The organism is bacterium (genome assembly GCA_024742285.1).
Lineage (GTDB): Bacteria > Myxococcota_A > UBA9160 > UBA9160 > UBA4427 > UBA4427.
The window spans coordinates 320,435-338,098 of record JANSYR010000003.1 but is presented as its reverse complement, the minus strand read 5'-3'; the positions used below and the strand labels follow the sequence as shown (position 1 = coordinate 338,098).

The 17,664-nt window shown below is 69.1% G+C and carries 12 protein-coding genes; 6 read left to right on the top strand and 6 right to left on the bottom strand.

Annotated features, from left to right (window positions below):
* Nucleotides 1-13: 13 nt before the first annotated feature.
* Nucleotides 14-1,033, bottom strand: coding sequence for a MoxR family ATPase (locus NXI30_07970; protein ID MCR9094138.1), 1,020 nt, complete (start codon nt 1,031-1,033; stop codon nt 14-16).
* A 208-nt stretch (nt 1,034-1,241) separates the two neighbouring features.
* Entirely contained in the window at nt 1,242-2,129 is an 888-nt protein-coding gene (locus tag NXI30_07965) for a hypothetical protein (protein ID MCR9094137.1), read from the bottom strand.
* Between the two features lie 156 nt (nt 2,130-2,285).
* Between NXI30_07965 and NXI30_07960 the strand changes: the two genes are divergently transcribed.
* Nucleotides 2,286-4,967 carry a TonB-dependent receptor gene (locus NXI30_07960; GenBank protein ID MCR9094136.1) on the top strand — a complete coding sequence of 894 codons (2,682 nt, stop codon included), beginning with the start codon at nt 2,286-2,288 and terminating at the stop codon, nt 4,965-4,967.
* A 32-nt stretch (nt 4,968-4,999) separates the two neighbouring features.
* Here the strand turns inward: NXI30_07960 and NXI30_07955 are convergent, their stop codons facing one another.
* Nucleotides 5,000-6,421 carry a sulfatase gene (locus NXI30_07955; GenBank protein MCR9094135.1) on the bottom strand — a complete coding sequence of 474 codons (1,422 nt, stop codon included), beginning with the start codon at nt 6,419-6,421 and terminating at the stop codon, nt 5,000-5,002.
* An 80-nt stretch (nt 6,422-6,501) separates the two neighbouring features.
* Between NXI30_07955 and NXI30_07950 the strand changes: the two genes are divergently transcribed.
* The 3 genes from NXI30_07950 to NXI30_07940 all read left to right on the top strand — a co-directional run bounded on the left by NXI30_07950 (nt 6,502) and on the right by NXI30_07940 (nt 11,815).
* On the top strand, nt 6,502-8,769 hold the full coding sequence (locus NXI30_07950; GenBank protein ID MCR9094134.1) for a tetratricopeptide repeat protein: 2,268 nt from the start codon (nt 6,502-6,504) through the stop codon (nt 8,767-8,769).
* Between the two features lie 290 nt (nt 8,770-9,059).
* Nucleotides 9,060-10,388, top strand: coding sequence for a PEP-CTERM sorting domain-containing protein (locus tag NXI30_07945; protein MCR9094133.1), 1,329 nt, complete (start codon nt 9,060-9,062; stop codon nt 10,386-10,388).
* A gap of 197 nt (nt 10,389-10,585) precedes the next feature.
* Entirely contained in the window at nt 10,586-11,815 is a 1,230-nt protein-coding gene (locus NXI30_07940; protein MCR9094132.1) for a hypothetical protein, read from the top strand.
* Between the two features lie 25 nt (nt 11,816-11,840).
* Here the strand turns inward: NXI30_07940 and NXI30_07935 are convergent, their stop codons facing one another.
* Complete coding sequence (locus NXI30_07935) at nt 11,841-12,875, bottom strand: sulfotransferase (GenBank protein MCR9094131.1); 1,035 nt, start codon at nt 12,873-12,875, stop codon at nt 11,841-11,843.
* A gap of 66 nt (nt 12,876-12,941) precedes the next feature.
* On the opposite strand from NXI30_07935, the gene NXI30_07930 reads away from it, so the two are divergent.
* The gene (locus NXI30_07930) at nt 12,942-14,135 is read left to right on the top strand and encodes a hypothetical protein (protein MCR9094130.1); all 1,194 of its coding nucleotides are present in this window, start codon (nt 12,942-12,944) and stop codon (nt 14,133-14,135) included.
* A gap of 12 nt (nt 14,136-14,147) precedes the next feature.
* On the top strand, nt 14,148-15,026 hold the full coding sequence (locus tag NXI30_07925; protein MCR9094129.1) for an SAM-dependent methyltransferase: 879 nt from the start codon (nt 14,148-14,150) through the stop codon (nt 15,024-15,026).
* 31 nt (nt 15,027-15,057) lie between these two features.
* On the opposite strand, the gene NXI30_07920 is transcribed toward NXI30_07925, so the two are convergent.
* Nucleotides 15,058-15,972 (bottom strand): LLM class flavin-dependent oxidoreductase, encoded by a 915-nt coding sequence (locus tag NXI30_07920; GenBank protein MCR9094128.1) that lies wholly within the window; start codon nt 15,970-15,972, stop codon nt 15,058-15,060.
* A 70-nt stretch (nt 15,973-16,042) separates the two neighbouring features.
* A complete protein-coding gene (locus NXI30_07915; GenBank protein MCR9094127.1) occupies nt 16,043-17,608 on the bottom strand; it encodes a nuclear transport factor 2 family protein in 1,566 nt (521 codons plus the stop codon).
* Between the last annotated feature and the right edge of the window lie 56 nt (nt 17,609-17,664).

Sequence of the window (17,664 nt, the reverse complement as noted above, 5' to 3'; positions counted from 1 at the left end):
GCCTGACGGCTCGTCAGGGGACGAGGACGCCCGCGAGGATCCGCTCGACGACGTCGACGCTCGTGCGGCCCTGGGCCTCGGCCTCGTAGGTGACGGTGATGCGGTGGCGCAGCACGTCGAGGGCGAAGTTCTTCACGTCATGGGGCGTGGCGTAGGTGCGACCCTGGAGGAAGGCCCCCGCCTTCGCGGCCTGGGTCAGGAAGAGCGAGGCGCGCGGGGAGGCCCCGGTCTCGATCATGCCCTCGAGATCGTCGATGCCCGCCGCCTTCGGATCGCGGGTCGCGTGAACGAGATCGACGACGTAGCCCTTCACCTTCTCGTCGACGAAGACCTGACTCGCGACCTTTCGCGCCGCGAGGAGCTGGGCCGGCGTCGCGACCTTCGACACGACGGGCTCGGGCTGCCCGCTCGCCATCCGGTCGACGATCTTCCTTTCTTCTTCCTTGGTCGGGTAGCCGACGACGACCTTCAGCATGAAGCGGTCGACCTGGGCTTCGGGGAGCGGGTAGGTCCCCTCCTGCTCGATCGGGTTCTGGGTCGCGAGCACGAGGAAGGGCTCGTCGAAGGTGTAGGTCGTGTCCCCGATCGTGACCTGCCGCTCCTGCATCGCCTCGAGGAGCGCGGCCTGGACCTTCGCCGGCGCACGATTGATCTCGTCGGCGAGGACCAGGTTCGAGAAGAGCGGCCCCTTCTTGACCGAGTAGCTGCCCTCGCGTGGGTTGAAGATCTCGGTCCCGATCACGTCCGCCGGCAGCATGTCCGGCGTGAACTGGATGCGCGAGAAGTCGGTGTCGATCGCCGTCGCGAGACTCCGGACGGTCAGCGTCTTGGCGAGGCCGGGGACGCCTTCGAGGAGCACGTGCCCCCCGGTGAGGAGCCCGACCACGAGGCGCTGGATCATCGCCTCCTGTCCGACCACGACCTTGGCGACCTCGGCCACCAGGTCGTTGCAGACCCGCACGTGTTCCTGGATCTGGGCCTCGCCGGCCGCAGGCCCCTGGCCCTCGTCGGGGGCTCCCGTCCCGTCGCTCATCTCGTCCTCCTCGGCGTCCGCGGTCCAGGGCCGCGTGATCGCGGCCGACACGCGGCTTCGACGCCGCCGAGCCCGTGAGGGTTCCCGGGCGCCGGCGGGGCGGGAGTATGGGCCGAGTGGGCGGCGATTCAAGCGGTCGACGTCGGATTCGAGGCGTTCCCGCCGAGGCCGGGCCGCCCACCGCGCGGGTCCGGGCAGGCGGGGGCTGCTACTCCGGCGACCAGAGCAGCCGGAAGCCCGCACCGACCCGGTAGTGGACGGGCTCGCGCTCGTAGCGTCCCGTGAAGCTGCTCGTCGGGGGGACCCGGGTGGACGGGCTGCCGTCCTCGAGCTCCCAGGTTCCGGTCTCCGCGAGGTCGGCCTTGCGATCGCCGAGGATGTGATAGACGCGGAAGGTCGTGAAGAAGCGCGCGAGCATCGGCCCGGCGCGTCCCGCGTCGATCCCCGCGTCGATCCCGGCGCCGAGGCTGTGGTAGCCCTTCTCGCGCTCCGCATCGATGAAGAGGACGCGGCACGGGTTGCAGTTGCCGGCGCCATCGAGGACTTCGCCCTCGCCTGCCCCGACGATCGCCTGGAGCGTGTCGCGCCGGTACATCCACTCGAGACTGGGGCGCACGTAGACCGCCCGGTCGAAGAGCTCGAACTCGACCTGAGACCCGATGCCCCCCGTCAGGACCCAGGGCTTGGCCTGGGCCTTGAGGGCGACCCCCTGGCTCTCGATCGAGATCGGAGCGGGGAAGAAGGGAGAGACGCTGGGCCGGCCCCCGGGATCACCGATGGACGTCACGGGGTCGTTGCTGTCCAGAACGTAGGCGAACTCGGCATGGACGATCAGACGCGGCTTCACCGGCGCATCGAAGAGCGGCGGACTCGCGAGCTCGACGCCCGCGCCCACGCTCCAAGGGAGTCCGGTGCTCTCCCCGTCCTGGAAGCCCTCGAACTCCGTGGTGGCTTGCCCGGCGCGCTCCTCGGGAAGCCCGGCGGTGAAGATCGAGAGTCCGGGCTGCCATTCACCGAGCAGCTCACCGAGCTTCGAAGCTTCCTCCGCCCGGACGCCGGGCGGGAAGAGCATCGCGCCTGCGACGAGAACGAGCATCGAGCCGGTTTGCGTGAATGTCCGGAGGGTCGATCGGGGCGAGCGCGGCTTCGCGGTTCGGAACATGGAAATGGGGTAGCACGCTGGGGATCTTTGCCCAGCGATGCTTCCGCCGAACCGGTTGACGGTCGCCGCCGGATACTGAACGATCGCGCCATGCCCAAATCCCCGGCAGGCCGACGATCCGGCTGCGTCGCGCTCACTACGGCTCTCCGTCTATCGCTCGAGGCCGTTCAGCCGCTCGTGGCCGTTCAGTCGCTCGTGGCCGTTCAGTCGCTCGTGGCCGTTCGACCGCTCGTGGCCGTTCAGTCGCTCGCGGCCACCGTCCTACTCGTTGCGAACCTGATCGCTTCCCCGGCGACGGCGCAGAATTCCGCCGAGGGCACGAACGATCCGTGGGCCGGGGTCGAGGAGATGGTCGTCACCTCGAGTGGCGTGATCGATGCGCTGACGTCGGCGACGGTCTCCGTCACCGCTTTCGATTCTTCCGACCTCGAAGCGATGGGCGCAGCCGACATGTCGGACGTCGCCGCCTTCACGCCGAACCTCGAGATCCGAACCGCAGGCTCGACCTCGGCGACCTTCTTCATCCGCGGCGTCGGTCTGAACGCCTTCGACTCCAACGCCTCGGGCTCCGTCGCGATCTACGAAGACGACGTGCCGAAGAACCTCCCGGCGATCCAGCTGAAGCAGCTCTTCGACGTCGAAGCGGTCTCGATCCTGAAGGGACCCCAGGGATCCGGTGCGGGGCGGAACGCCTCGGCCGGCGCGATCAAGGTCTACACGCGCAAGCCGACGGGGGAGTTCGGTGGATTCCTCCGATTCGACTACGGCAACTTCAACTCCATCGACGTCGAAGGCGCCCTCGAAGCGCCGATCGTCGCGGACGTCCTCGCGGCCCGGGCCGCGTTTTCCCTGAAGCGCCGAAACGGCCTCGTCACGAATCGCTGCGCCGGGCTCACGCAGGAAGAAATCGACGTCGGGGGAGCCTGTGGCAACAGCCTCGCCGTGGATCTCCGGCCCGGCCTCGGGAGCAAGCTCAACGACATCGACGTGTGGGCGGGCCGCTTCACCGCGGTCTACGAGCCGCCCGACGTGGACATGCAGTGGACCTTCTCGTTCCACGGCAGTCGCCGCGACCAGCTCGGAACCGTCGGCGAACACATCGGCGCCCGGAACACGTTCGGCGGGAGCGATCGACTCAACTACGTCCAGCCCGAGATCGGGCAGGAGCTCCAGCGGATCCTCGCGCCGCTCCCGCAGCCGAGCAACGCCGAATGTCGAAGGCAGTTTCCCGGAGATCCGGCGGCGCAGGCCGCCTGCCGTGCCCTGGGCCCGCAGTCGAGGGCGCTGGCCAGCTCTCTCCTCGCGCAGAACCTCGCGGACCGTCCCCTCGACCGCCGTCCCTTCGAGGGGGCCTACAACAACCCGGGCTACGAGCGGCAGACGAGCTGGGGCGCCTACGTGAAGGGCGAGTGGACGCTCGACGCGGTGAAGATCGACTCCATCACCGGCTTCGAGCGTGACGATCGCGAGCGCCTGATCGATGCCGACTATTCGCCGAACACCGCATTCGAGTTCCTGATCGAGGACGATCTCTGGCAGTTCACCCAGGACGTGCAGGCCTCCGGCGAGCTCGACGAGATGCCGCTCTCGTGGAGCACGGGCGTCTTCTATCTGGAGGAGCGCCTCGACTACTACCAGTTCACGTTCACGCGAACGCCCTTCGAGCCGAGCGTCGCCGACTACGTCCAGGACACGCGCAGCTTCGGCGTCTTCGCGGACTTCGAGTGGGACATCCTGACCGACCTCACCCTCGAAGCCGGCGGACGGTACAACTGGGAGTACAAGCGCTTCGCCGCCCGCATCTTCGCGGAGACCGCACCCGGCGTGCTCACCTCGAGCTGCCGGATCTCGCTCGACGGCGAGATTCCGCCCTGTCAGCGCACGCTGACCGTCGATCATCCGACGGGCACGATCAAGCTGAACTACGACATCGACGAGCTCCGGAACGTCTACGTGAAGTACTCCCACGGCTGGAAGGGCGCGCAGTTCAACGCGCGCGACGCGCGGAAGGCCGGCTCCGTGACGGACGTGGCCGACCCCGAGGTGATCGACGCGTTCGAAGTCGGCTTCAAGGGGAGCTGGTTCGAGGATCGACTGCGGCTCACCAGCGCGTTCTTCTGGTACACGTACGACAACTACCAGGTGTTCACGTTCTCGAACAACGCCGGCGAGCCCCCGCAGCGGATCGTGATCAACGCCGACGACGCCGAGCTCTACGGCGCCGAGGTCGAGACCACGCTCGAACCGATCGACGGCCTGATCGCGGAGCTTCGCTTCAGCTGGCTCGAGAGTCGGTTCCTCGACTTCACCGACGCCCTGGGGCGACAGGACGGCAGCGTCGCGACCCGCATCCAGCGGATCGTCACCGACTTCAACAACAACCCGCTCCCGAACGCGCCTCGGTTCAAGGTCTCCGGCAACGTCAGCTACCCCTTTCCCGTCGCGAACGGCATGACGATCACCCCCCGCTACGAGTTCACGTGGTCGGACGACGTCTACTTCGACCCGAGCGGCGGCCGGGGCGCACCGGACGCCACGGGTGAGATCTTCATGCCGGAGCTCGCGATCGGTCAGGAAGCCCTGATCCTGCACAACCTCCGGGTCACGCTCACCAACGAGTCGGGCACCGTCGAGGTCTCGGGCTGGATCCGCAACCTGACCAACGAGGTCTACAAGCAGCTCGCCTTCGACGCCTCCGCGGGCCCTGGCCTGGTCGGCAACCTCGTCGGCGACCCGCGAACCTACGGCCTGAGCGCAAAAGTCTCGTTCTGAGCCTGAGCCGCCGGCTGCGGGTGGGTGGGCGGCTACTCGACGGCGTAGCCGAGGGCGCGGAGCTGATTCGCTTCCATCTCGTCGATCTCGACTTCGAGCGGCCCCCCGCCCCAGGGTGAGCCCTCGGTCGCGAGGTATTCGTCCGCGAGGTCGCGGAGGTCGTCGGCGACGTCCGGGAGCTCTTCGATCACGTTGCGCCGCTCGAGCGGATCGTCGCTGGCATCGAAGAGGGACTCGATCTCGGGATCGTTCGGGTCTCCCGTGCCGCGCTGGAGGACGTAGCGGTAGGGACCGAGGGTGATCGCGATGGCGGGACGCGAAGGGTGCGTCTCGCGTCCCCAACCGCGATCGAGATGGGCCACCCCGACGATGTCGTCCTCGGCCGCCCCTCGACCCGAGGCCGCCGCGAAGATCTCCGGTGCGAGCGAACGTCCGTCCGTGTCGGGGAGCGGGGGCAGCCCGAGCAGATCGAGGACGGTCGGGAAGATGTCGACGTTCCGGGTGCGCTGCTCGACGACGAGCCCCGGATCGAGGCGGAAGGGAAAGCCGAGGATGAAGGGGACTTCGGTCGACTCCCGGAAGACTTCCCGGGCGTGGCCTTCGAGGCCCCGCTCGCTGAACGCCTCGCCGTGATCCGAAGCCATCACCACGAGCGTGTTCTCGAGCAGCCCCTCATCGACGAGATGCGTCAGCAGCTGACCGATGATCCCGTCGGTGCGGTGGATCGAGTTGTCGTAGATGTCGGAGTAGGTCGTGCCGAAGAGCGCGCTCGACGGATCGTAGAGGTACTGATGGATGTCCATCAGATGCACGTAGAGGAACCAGCGCTCCTTGCCGTGGATCCGCAGGAACTCGACGGCGGCTTCGAGCGCATCGAGATCCGTTCCCTCGAGCTTGATGTGCGGATTCTCGACCCTGAGGTGACGAGGACGGCCCTTCGGCAGCGGGCGTTCGTAGACCTCGAAGCCCTGGGAGAATCCGAAATTCGGCGCGACCCAGCCGTTCCGCCAGATGCCCGCTGTGCGGAAGCCGGCCTCCCGGAAGATCTCCGCCGGCATCACCGCCTCTTCCGGGGTGCCGTGGGGGGAGCGCAGCACGCCGGTCCGCTGGGGGTACACCCCGGTCCAGAGCGAGGCCATCGAACACTTCGTCCAGGAGGACTGGGCGAGCTGTCGCGCGAACCGCACGCCCGTCTCGGCCATGTAGTCGAAGGTCGGCGACGTCTCGCGGTCGTAGCCGTAGCTGTGGAGCCGGTGCGAACGGAGCGTGTCCGTCAGGATGAAGAGGACGTTGACGTCGTCTCGTCGCTTGAGGGACTCGATGTCGTAGATCGTCCCGCGCGGACGCGAGTCGGCGTTCCCCATCTCGATCTGCAGAACGCCGGCGAAGTAGAGGATCACGGCCAGGGCGATCAGCCCGGCCGCGGAAGCGAGGAACGCGCGCACGATCTTCATGACGGGAGGGTCTAGCGCACCCCGGTTGCCGGAGCGATGCGACGCCATGGGCCCGCACGGGGTGGTACGCTCGGCGAGTCATGACTCCGACCCTCCGCGCCCTCCTCGTCTGTCTGTTCCTCGCGATCCTCATGGCTTGCGATGCCGGCCCCCGGATCGAAGACGTCCGGACCCTGCATGCAGAAGGCCGCTTCGAGGACAGTCTCGAGCCCCTGCGAACGCTGCTCGAAGCATCCCCGGACGATCCGGAAGTGAACCTGCTCTACGGCCGGGCGCTGAATCGGACGACCAGCTCACCCATCGCGGTCTGGTCCCTGAAGAAGGCCGCCGAGGATCCGGCGTGGCATACGCGCGCCTACCTCGAGCTCACCGCCGCCAGCATGCAGAACGGCGACGCGCCCGGCACGATCGAGAACGCGACGGTCGTGCTCGAGGCCGTACCGGACTCCGCCATCGCGCTCAGTCTCCGGGGCATGGCCTATCTGAACGAGGGACAGGCGGAAGAAGCACTCGCGGACTTCGACGCGCTTCTCGTGCACCACCCCGACGACGCGTCGGCCCTCGCTTCTCGCGCCGCGGCGCTGATCGTGCTCGGTCGGGTCGACGAGGCGGCCGAGGCCATCGCCGCCATCGATGGGGGGAGCGATGGGCAGGCGACGCCGTCCGTCTCCAGCGGCATGGTCTGCGCGACCCGCGCCACCCTCGAAGCGGAACGCGGCAAGCCCGAGGCCGCCAGGGCGTCCTTCGACGCCTGCCTCGAGGCGTTCCCCCTCGACGACGCGGTGATCACCCAATCGATCACGTTCTACGACGCCATCGGCGAGGGCGGCCGGGCGACGTCGATCCTGGAAGCGGCGCTGGAAGCCGCGCCGGGTACGGCGCGCTACCGCACCGAGCTCGCGGATCGCGCCGTCGCGGTGGGCGACGACGAACGGGCCGAGGCGATCCTCCTCGAAGGAACGGAGCAGGCGGCCCCCCGCACGCGGATCGCGGCCTGGACGGACCTGACGAACCACTACGTCGCCCGGGACGAGCTCGACAAGGCGATCGAAGCCTACCGACAGGCCATCGCCACGACACCGCAACCGAGCCAGCTCGCCATTCTGACCCTGGCCGACCTGCAAGCGCGGGCAGAACGCCACGAAGAGGCCCTCGCCACCGCGGCCCAGCTCGAGCGCGACTCGTACCGCGGGCTGATCGAGGCGCGAATCCACCTGAACGAGCAGCGACCGAAGGAGGCCCTCGCCCGGCTCGACGAGGTTTTCCCCGCGTGGCCCAACAACGCCGGCGCGCGCTACTACGCCGCGCGAGCGGCGGAGCAGCTCGGCGACTTCGAGCGGGCGATCGAGGAGTACCGCCAATCGATCCGCTCGGGTCCCGAGCAGACGGAAGCGGCCCTGCGACTCTCCAAGCTCTACTTCCACGCCGGCTCGTTCCAGAACGCCTGGAACAGCGCCGCCCAGCACTTCCGACGGCATCGCGAAGACGCCGAGGGCATCCGGATGATGCTACGCGCCGCGAGCAGCGCCGAGAACGACAGTGTCCGCACCCTGCTCGAACGCCTCTCGGGCGGTCCGCTGTGGCCGACGGCCGTGGCGATGCGCGCCGAGCGCCTGGATTCCACCGAGGGCGCCGAGACCGCCCTCGACTCTCTCGACGCGGTCGAGGGATTCGACTTCACGGCCGCGCGCAGCGCGGAAGCGCTCCGGGTGCGTGTCCGCCTGCTCCTCGACCTCGGCCGGAAGGACCAGGCCCTCGCCGAGAGCGCCGCGGCCCTGGAGGCCAGCCCCGACGCCGGCGCGATCCACGAGATTCGTGGATTCGTGCTCGATGCGACCGGGGCGGCGGCCTCCGAAGTCCAGGCCCATCTCGAGCGGGCGGTCGCGCTCGCACCCGACGCCTGGCGACCGCTTCACTCGCTCGGCGCCCACCTCGAGCGGGCGGGGGCCCTCGAAGAGGCCCTCGGGCTCTTCCGGCGCGCGGCCGAGGCCGCCCCGGTCGAAGGGGAGCCCGGCCGCGGCATCGCACGCGTCCTCGCACGAATGGGTCGCGCAGAGGAGGCCGAGAAGGCCTGGGAGAGTCACCTTCGCGAGCAGCCCTGGGATTCGACGGCTGCGCTCGAGCTGGCCCGAATTCGACTGGCGAGCGGACGGACGGACATCCGGACCGTCGAGCTCGCGGAGCGGGCCGTGCTGTTTCGGGGGGGAATCGACGCTCTCGCGACTCTGGTGGCCGCGCATCGATCCCGCGGGGAGAAAGCTCGTGCAGAGGCCCTTCTCGCCGCCGAGAAGGAGAATCGCGCGCTCCCGCCGACGCGAATCACGCCGATCGAGGGCGTCGGAGCCTGAGCGTCCGGAACCGAAGTCACACCCGCGGGCAGTCCGTAACACCTGAATTTCAGGCTTTTTTTTTGATCGACTCGGAGTCCGCATGTGTTTAGAATGCCTGTGTGTCTTGACGGACAGTTCGTCACCCGAACCGTCCAGGAGCGCACATACGACGGGGGGATCCGCTCCCGTCGGATCCGTCTCGAAGGATCGGCCCGGCACGATGGGTCGAACGAAGCCCAGGCAGGCACGAGGCGGATGAGTTTATCGAGCGCCAGCTCGGGACATCGAAGGAAGTTGAGGAGCAGAGAATGATGAAGCGAAGATTCGTCCAGGGCCTCGTGGGCCTGGCCGCTCTGTCCGTGGTGGCCGTGGCCGCTACGACTGCGAGCGCCGCCCCCCGAAACATGATCGGAAGCATCCTGGTGGAGAACCCCTCCGCGGGGTTCGAGTTGATTCCGGGCGTCTACGGTCGCAAGGAAGGCGCTGGTGCGGCGGTCGAATACCCGCCGACCGACGGTGTTCAGGCGGTCAGCGTCGCGGGCGCGACCACGGGCACCACCGTGGGCCGCACGGTCACCGTCCCGAGCGGCGTGCTCAACCGCAATGGCCTCAACTTCCGTGACTTCCCGGCCTTCGGCAACGTCGGCCAGACGACCAAGTCCTTCATGAGCGTGCAGGGCGTCGCGACCTTCGCCGAGGGCGCCGGCGCCCTCGCCGAGTGCCCCGGCCCGGGCTGCAACACCGCCGGTACGGCGATCACCTGGTGCCCGCCGGTCGCGCACAACCCCGGCAACCCCGCCCCGGGCACGGCGTCCTCGCAGGTCGGCGACTGGGACTGCCCCTTCTGGCTGGACGCCATCCTCCAGGGCGACCGCGGCATCCGGATGTCGATCAGCAACGCCTCGGGACGGAACAACTTCGGCGGAACGCTGAGCCTGCTCCGCAACTTCGCCCAGAACGTCTGGCGCGTTCCGGCCCAGCCGTCGACGCCGAACGCGGCCGACGCGCAGGCGACGCGCTCCTACATGGACATCAACAGCCTCGCGTGGACGGGTGGTCGCCCGAACTTCGAGTTCACGACCCTCCCCGGCAACAACGGCCCGCGCGTCTTCGCGCGGCTCAACGCGAACGGCGCGGTCATCGAGACGTTCGGCTGCACCAACGGCATCGGCACGGTCGGGCAGAGCTTCATGCAGTTCAGCCCCTTCGTCGGTCCCGGCAGCAACTGCGGCACGGACCCCGATCCGAACCAGCCCGGTCAGGGCTGGGGCTTCAAGATGACGACGGGGACGATCTCCGGCTCGGACCCCTACCCGTACACGCTGGTCGTGACGACGGTCGGTGGCGATCCCTTCGAGCCGAACTTCGGCACCCGCCCGGCGTCGCAGGGCTTCTTCTTCAGCCGCGCCGGTGACGACTCGATCACGACCGGCCCCAACCCGGCCGGCACGGGCTCGAACCGGAACATCGTGATGCTCGGAGGCGGGATCGCCGTCGATCCCGACAGTGGCAACTCGTTCTTCCGGATCACCCGGCTCAACATGAACCTCTCGGTTCCCGAGCCGGCGACCGGAATGGCGCTCGTTGCGGGGCTCGGTGGCCTGGCCTTCGTCGCGCGGCGACGCAGCCGGCGCTGAGCGCCACGCATCGCGACGTCGGGTGACCGACGCCGCAGTTCCTTCGCGGAGGGGCGGACGATCCGAGGATCGTCCGCCCTTCCCATTTTTCGGATTCCGAAGTCGCAACCGCTCGGCAGAACGCCCGCATTTCGCCACACTTCGAAGGCGCGAACGCCGACCGGGCGCAGCCCATCGACCTCCAGGAGGCCAGGACCATGAACGCAAGAACGACCGCCGGAATCGCGACCGGACTGCTGGCTGCGTTCGCGCTCGGATGGTTCGCCCACGGCGCCCAGGCACCGACCGAGGGTGCCGCCGCTTCGAAGAGCACGACGGCGTCCCACGAGGCGCCCTTCGCCCTGGAAGAGATCCTCGAGATCGATGCGCCGCGCGAACGTACGCGTGCGCTGCTCGAGCTGCTCGACGAGACCGACCCCGCCGTCGCACTCGCGCTGCACGAGAAGATGCGCGAGCTGCGGAAGGCCGGCGCCGTCGACGAGATCGCCGAGATCCTCGTCGCGAGCTGGTGGGCGGAGGCAGCCCCGGACGTCGCCTTCGCGCATCCGATCAATCCGCAGTGGGGCGACCGACACCCCTGGGTTCGCACCGTGATCCAGCACTGGGGCCCGAAGGACCCCGAGGCGGCGGCCTACGCCGTCCAGGCCATGTCCTCGGCCGAGGCCGACGGACGAACCGCCGCGGCCCGAGCGGTCGTCGACGCCTGGCTCGAGCTCGACGAGCTGCCCGATCCCGGTCCGCTCTTCGGCGTCGTCCAGGACCTCGAGCCGATGGTGCGAGGCGGCGCGCTGCTCCACATCGCTCGCTCGCTGATCGAGGATCGCGGCGTCGAGGCCGCCCTCGAGTACGTACGAAGCGTCGACGCGTCGAGCGGCCTCCAGGGCGACATCCGCAAGGAGTTCTTCGCGCGCACCGGCGTCGCCCTGCTCGAGTTCGACACGGCCGCGGCCAGAGCCTGGGCCGCCGAGAACGTGGACACGCCGGAGGGGCCCGCCATCCACAAGCACATCGCCTACTACTGGGCCCTCTCCGAAGGCCGGACGGCCCTCGAATGGGCCCTCGCGCTGCCGGACATGCCGGCGAAGGCGACCATCCTGAAGCGCGCGTGGATCAGCTTCTCCCGCAAGCACAAGGATGACGCCTATGCGTGGATCATGGAGCATCCGCCGCATCCCCTCATGAAGGGGACGTATCACCGATTCATCCTCGAGCTCGGCAAGACCGACCCGGAAGCGAGCCTCGCTCTCGCCGATCGGGCCGAGGACCCCGCGCTCCGCCACGAGATGCGGGCGGCGGCGGGACAGGGATGGATGACCGTCGACCCGCAGGCCGCGACCGCCTGGCTCGCCGAAGCGGGCCTTCCCCCGGCGCTCGCGGCCAAGGTCCGTTCCGCAGGTCGTTCCGGAAGCGCACCTCGTCGAGGCTGACTCCCGGCGCGTCGACGCGGACGCGTCAGTCGTCGGCCGTCCGGACGAGCCCCTTGTCGCGGGCCGTTCGGATCGCCTCGCGCCCGGGCGCACATGCGTCATCGAGCGTGCGCCGTCCTTCCGCCTCCAGCGCCGGACGCCGCGCGGGCGGACGGCCACGAACGAGGGCCGCCGCGGCGTCGATCCATCGATCGCCCGAGGGCAGCTCGAAGAACGCGGCCACGAATGCGAGCGTCTCCGCGGGTCGATCGACGAGGGCCTCGAAGGAGATCTCGGCGAAACGCTCCCGCCCGATCTCGGCCGCAGCCTGCGCCCCCCGTTCGACCTGATCGCTCCAGTAGCGGCCGAAGACTTCGGGCGGCAGCCGGGTCGCGAGCGCCTCCGAGATCCAGTCCCCGGGTTCCGGCGGCGCGGCGAAGTCGACGCCGCCCTCCGTCGAGAAACGGCGCCCGCTCGGGAGGAGAACGTCGTAGAGCATCGCGACGGGCAAGCGGTAGATCCCGTGCTCCCGCATCGAGAGCGCGGTCTCGGGGCCGTCGCGGTGGATGTGGAGGAAGCGGGCCGAGGGAAAGCTCGCGGCCAGCGCCGCCGCGTAGTCGACCGAAGAGCCCGAGCGCTCGATCCAGGCGCGAGTGCCCTGGCGCTCACAGAGCCAGACGAAGAGCGCGCGGTAGTGATCGGCCGCGGAGGCCCTCGGGCGTGACCGCGCCCAGGCGATCAGCGCGTCGAAGAGCGCGTCGGGCTCGTCCGTCAGCCGTGGCGCCATCGCCACGCAGAGCCACGGAAGCGCATCCTCGGGCCCGTAGCGCGCCCCGGCCGCGCCGAAGGGATAGACGACCTCCTCCGCAGTGTGACCCCGTCGCAAGGCGGCCGTGACGACGGTCTGCTCGGCGGCCAGGAGCGTCGCGAGGTCCGCGCCTTCGAGCGTCGGCGCGAAGCGCCGGGTCACGTCGAGACCATTGAAGAACTCGAAGACCGAGGTGACCTCGGGGTGCAGATCGAGCATCCGGGACAGGAGCGTCGAGCCACATCGCCCGGAGCCCACGACGAATCGATCCATGCGTGGGTCTCCTCCGACGGTCGGGGCTCACGCGCACCCGCCGCGAGCGATCTATCGTATCCGCTGATGGCCGGATCAATCGACGCGAAACCGTGGCCCGAGATCGCCGGGGCGATCGAGCGCGCCGCGGAGATCGTGGCGCAGATCGACGCCCCGGACACCCCGCGCTTCGAGGCAGAAGCCGAACGCTATGTGGCGCGCTTCCTGGCGGCGGGGCTCGTGAGCTGCGTGCTCCACAACGATCCGGAGCACCCCGTCTTCGGTCGGATGATGGACTACACGATGCCCTGGGGCCTCGATCATCCCGATTGTCTCTACCTCTACGCCCCGCTCGCCGGTGACGGCGTCTACCGCGTGCGCGGCCCTCGCGGAAGCGCGAACCATTTCGACGTCCAGGTGAACGCCGGCCACTTCGCCCTCGGAAGCGTCGCGGCGACGGAGACGGTCGCGTCCGCAGACGCCCGCGCGCTCGAACTCGGCGACGGGGACGTGCTCGACCTCCAGATCGGAGGGCGCGCGGGCGAAACCGGAGCGGCGCACTGGCTGCCTTCGCGGGAGGACGCGGGCTTCCTGCTCGTCCGTCAGTACTTCGGGGACTGGGAGCACGAGCGACCCGCCGATCTCTTCATCGAACGCGAGGACGCGACCTGGCCGATCCCGCCACCCACGCCGGAGCGTGTCCGCGCCCAGCTCGCGCTCCTCGAGACCTGGCTCGTGAAGGGGGCGGAACAGTGGGCGCAGATGAGCGCCGGCTTCCTCTCGCTCCCGGAGAACTCGGTGATCACCCACGCCGCGGACCGCGCGGCGAAGAACGCGGGCGCGGCCGACCAGTCGTACTGCATGGGCAACTTCGCCTGCGGGGCCGACGAGGCCGTGATCGTCTCGTTCGTGCCCCCGGCCTCCCATCATTGGGTCTTCGCGATGGGCAATCGCTATTGGGAGCAGATCGAGTTCGCGTCCCGTCAGAGCTCGCTCAACCACGCCCAGGCACAGGTCGACGACGACGGCGTCTTTCGTGCCGTGATCGCGCACTCGGATCCCGGCGTCCCGAACTGGCTCGACCCGGCCAGCGACACCCGAGGTACGGTCGCGATGCGCTTCCTCGGGGCGGACGAGGCGCCGACGCCGGCCTTCGAACGCGTGCCGTTCGCAGGCCTCCGCGAACACTTGCCGGCGTCGACGCCCCGGGTCACGCCCGAGGCGCGCGCGGAAGCGCTGCGTCGGCGCTACCGCGCCGTCGTGACGCGCTATCGACGCTAGAAGGAGGAGAGCATGGCCAAGACGGGAGATGGAGAGAGTCTCGGCACGGCGGAGGGCGCGGTCCTCGGGCGCGCGAGCCACACGCTCCACGCGGAAGACCCGGTTTTGCGGGACACCTGGGCCCTCGAGCTCCTCGGCGAAGCGTCGCGGGGGGTCGCCCAGGACCCGGAGAACGACGCGAAGGTCCTCGCCGGCTCGGGCATCGACTTCCGGCTGATCCTGGCCGTCGGGATCGGCTCGCTTCGCTATGCGGAGGACGAGGTCGAGCGATGCGTCGAAGCGGGGGTCGACCAGTACGTGATCCTGGGGGCGGGGTTCGACACGTTCGCGCTTCGTCGCGACGACCTGGCGGACCGCGTCCGCGTCTTCGAGGTCGACTTCCCGGACGTGCAGGCCCTCAAGCGGCGCCGAATCGAGGCCGCCGGGAAGACGCCCGCCCAGGTCCCCACGTTCGTCCCGATCGACTTCGAATCGACGAAGGTCTCCGAGGCGCTCCCCGCGGCAGGCTTCGATTCCTTACGCCCGTCCGTCTGGTCGTGGATGAACACGATCCCCTACGTTTCCGTCGAGGCGACCGAAGCCACCCTCGCGGACGTCCGGACGCTGATGGCGCCGGGAAGCCGCCTCTGCCTGAACTACCAGGGCAAGGTCCCGCTCACCCCCGAGCAGGCGGACTATCTCGGCCGGATCGGGATGACCACCGAGGAAGGTGGCGAGCCCTGGGTCAGCAGCTGGCTGCCCGAGCGCTTCGAGGAACTCGTCGCCGAGCGCGGCTTCCGGCTCGTCGAACACGCGACCGAGGCGGACCTGAACGCCCGCTACTACGCCGACCGGACCGACGGCATGCACGCCGGCGTCCCGTCGCGACTGGTCACCCTCGAGGCAGCCTGAGCCCACCCGGCGAGCGCCCGCAGCCGGCGGATCAGAACAGCGAGAAGACCTCTTCGAAGGCCTCGAACTGGCCACCGCTCGCCGACGATGGCACGAGCACCGGTGTCTTCAGGCCGGCTGCGTACCACGCTTCGAGCCCCTCGAGAACCCGGCTCGCGGGTCCGTAGAGGGTGCAGTCGGAGAGCCATTCGTCGGTCATGAGCGAGGTCAGCCGGTCCTGCTCCCCCGCTTCGATGGCGGCTTCGATCGCCTCCATCTCCTCGACGTAGCCCGCCTCCTTCCAGTAGTTCCGGTAGTTCGGGTAGTTCACGTACATGATCAGGGTGCGACGGTTGATCGCCGCGGCGGCCTCGAGATCGTCCGAGACGCAGGTCGGGATCATGTTTCCGACGAAGAAGTCGTCGCTCGAGCGCCGCGCCTCGGGGATCACCGAGAGCGACTTCGGCGTATGTCGCCGGGAGACGTTCGCGTACACGACGCCGTCTGCGATCTCCGCGGAGAGCGACACCATCTTCGTGCGCAGCCCTGCGATCACGATCGGCGGGAGGTCGCCCACCCGCTTCGCGCCGTGCAGACCCGAGACGAACTCCCGGATGTCGCCGAGGGGCTTGCCTCCCTTGATCCCGAGGCGCCCGTTCATCGCATCGTGACTCACGCCGATCCCGAATCGGAAGCGCCCGCCGGACAGCTCGTGGATCATCGAGATCGTCTGCGCATAATCTCTCACGTGGCGCGTGTAGATGTTCGCGATCGACGTGCCGAACGGAATCCGTTCCGTCACGTGGGCCAGGGAATGCGACAGCCCGACGCCATCCCCGAAGCTCGCGCAGTAGATCCCGGCATAGCCACGGCGCTCGATCTCCTTGGCGAGGTCGAGGGTCTTCTGGCGACGGCCGGGCACGGCCGCGAGGGCCAGGGCGGGAAGCGGAAGGGAGGGGGTGCTCAAGGTTCTTCTCTCTCGGATGGCGCCGCAGCCGAGGCGCGGGTTCGTCCCTGCTGCGCGGGGCGAGCCGACTCTACCCGAGACCCGACTCGCCGGCCGCTGACCCGGGGCCTTCTCCCGAAACCGCCAGGCAGACCGGATCGTGCGCATCGGCCCGTCCCAGCGTCCAGTCGGCATCGAGGGGGACGAGCGCGTCCAGCCGGATCCACTCCCAGCGCAGCTCGCGCCGAGCGATCCGCCAGCAGCCCGCGCGCCGCTCGAAGCGATCGAGGTATCGAATCCCCATCACGCTGTCGGCGACGTCCCGGCCGTTCTCGGCGATCACGTGGTGGCAGACCGCGTAGGTCTCCGCGGAGGCCACGTCGCCGTCGATCTCGATCAGCGCCTGTCCGAGCTTGTGCATCGTCGTCCGGAACCTCGCCCAGACCTCCCGTTCGACGAACTCGAGGAAGCCCTCGAGATCTCCCTTGTACACGCCGTGGTCGTCGAAGGCGTCCGCGTGATAGGTGCTGCGGATCAGGTCGGGATCCCGGCGATCGACGCCCCGGCAATAGCGGAAGAGCGCCGCCTGGATCTCCGCATGCTCCGCCATCTCGGAGCTCCCGACCGGCACGGCGACCGTCGTACGGGGCGCGAGCGCGGGGTCGCTGCCGTCCCTCCGACCGCGCGCAAAGCCTTCGTACTCCGTCTGGGAGCCGATCTCGACGGATCGCTCCCATTCGAAGGTCATCCTGCGATCCGCGATCTTCCACCCATCGCCGCGATCCTCGAGGGTGTCCAGGTACCGGACACCCATGATCATGTCCGTCGGCAGGTCGCTGTCTCCCTGGACGTGGTGCGCGATCGCGTAGGTCTCCGCCCAGGCGCGCCCCTCCTCGACCACGATCAGCTGGTTGCCGAGCTTGTGCATCGTGCAGGTGAACGCGTCCATGACCGTCGGCTTCACCCAGGCGACGAAGCCGGCCGCATCCCCCTGGTAGCCGCCGTGGTCGTCGTAGGCATCCGGATGGTACGCACTGGCGACGAGTTCCACGTCGCAGCGATCGACCCCGCGCGCGTAGCGCGCGAGGGTGTCCGAGCAGGCCCGCTTGATCGCGAGCGTGTCGAGGGATTCGGGAGCTCCGGTCCTCTGCGGCTGGCCGAAGACGGGATCCGCTCGCGAGTTCCGACCGCGAGCGTAGGTGTCCGGGAGGGGAATCGCGCCGCAAGGGTCGGTGCGCGCCCAATCCCAGGCGCAGACGCGCCGAGCGATCCGCCACTCTTCGTCGCGGCGCTCGAACGCGTCCACGTACCGAAGTCCGTACACGAGGTCGTGGAGCGCCCCGTCTTCCCCCCGGCGAAGGTGATGCGCTTCGGCGTAGGACTCGGCGACCGCACGGTCGGGACACGAGGGATCGAAGTCGACCGCGATCTGACCGCTGAAATGAAAGGTCTTCTCGAAGAAGCGCCAGACCGAAGGCTCGAGGGACTCGAGGAACCCTTCGACCGACCCCTCGAAATAGCCGTGATCGTCCTGGGCATCCGGGTGATAGGCGCTCGCGACGAGTGCCACGTCCCGCCGGTCGATCCCGCGCCAGTAGCGCGCGAGCGTGTCGCGAATCGCCGATTCGTCGGCGAGGAGGTCGACACGCGCCGTCATCGAGTGCTCGGGAGACGAGGAAGGCGCGTGGCGAGTCCCGAGTCCGTGTGCGTCCC

Excerpts from the sequence above, each read along its gene's own strand:
- NXI30_07945 (MCR9094133.1), top strand. The coding sequence starts at position 9,060 with ATGATGAAGCGAAGATTCGTCCAGGGCCTCGTGGGCCTGGCCGCTCTG.
- NXI30_07965 (MCR9094137.1), bottom strand. The coding sequence starts at position 2,129 with ATGCTCGTTCTCGTCGCAGGCGCGATGCTCTTCCCGCCCGGCGTCCGG.
- NXI30_07925 (MCR9094129.1), top strand. The coding sequence starts at position 14,148 with ATGGCCAAGACGGGAGATGGAGAGAGTCTCGGCACGGCGGAGGGCGCG.
- NXI30_07950 (MCR9094134.1), top strand. The coding sequence starts at position 6,502 with ATGACTCCGACCCTCCGCGCCCTCCTCGTCTGTCTGTTCCTCGCGATC.
- NXI30_07935 (MCR9094131.1), bottom strand. The coding sequence starts at position 12,875 with ATGGATCGATTCGTCGTGGGCTCCGGGCGATGTGGCTCGACGCTCCTG.
- NXI30_07940 (MCR9094132.1), top strand. The coding sequence starts at position 10,586 with ATGAACGCAAGAACGACCGCCGGAATCGCGACCGGACTGCTGGCTGCG.
- NXI30_07970 (MCR9094138.1), bottom strand. The coding sequence starts at position 1,033 with ATGAGCGACGGGACGGGAGCCCCCGACGAGGGCCAGGGGCCTGCGGCC.
- NXI30_07955 (MCR9094135.1), bottom strand. The coding sequence starts at position 6,421 with ATGAAGATCGTGCGCGCGTTCCTCGCTTCCGCGGCCGGGCTGATCGCC.
- NXI30_07930 (MCR9094130.1), top strand. The coding sequence starts at position 12,942 with ATGGCCGGATCAATCGACGCGAAACCGTGGCCCGAGATCGCCGGGGCG.
- NXI30_07915 (MCR9094127.1), bottom strand. The coding sequence starts at position 17,608 with ATGACGGCGCGTGTCGACCTCCTCGCCGACGAATCGGCGATTCGCGAC.
- NXI30_07960 (MCR9094136.1), top strand. The coding sequence starts at position 2,286 with ATGCCCAAATCCCCGGCAGGCCGACGATCCGGCTGCGTCGCGCTCACT.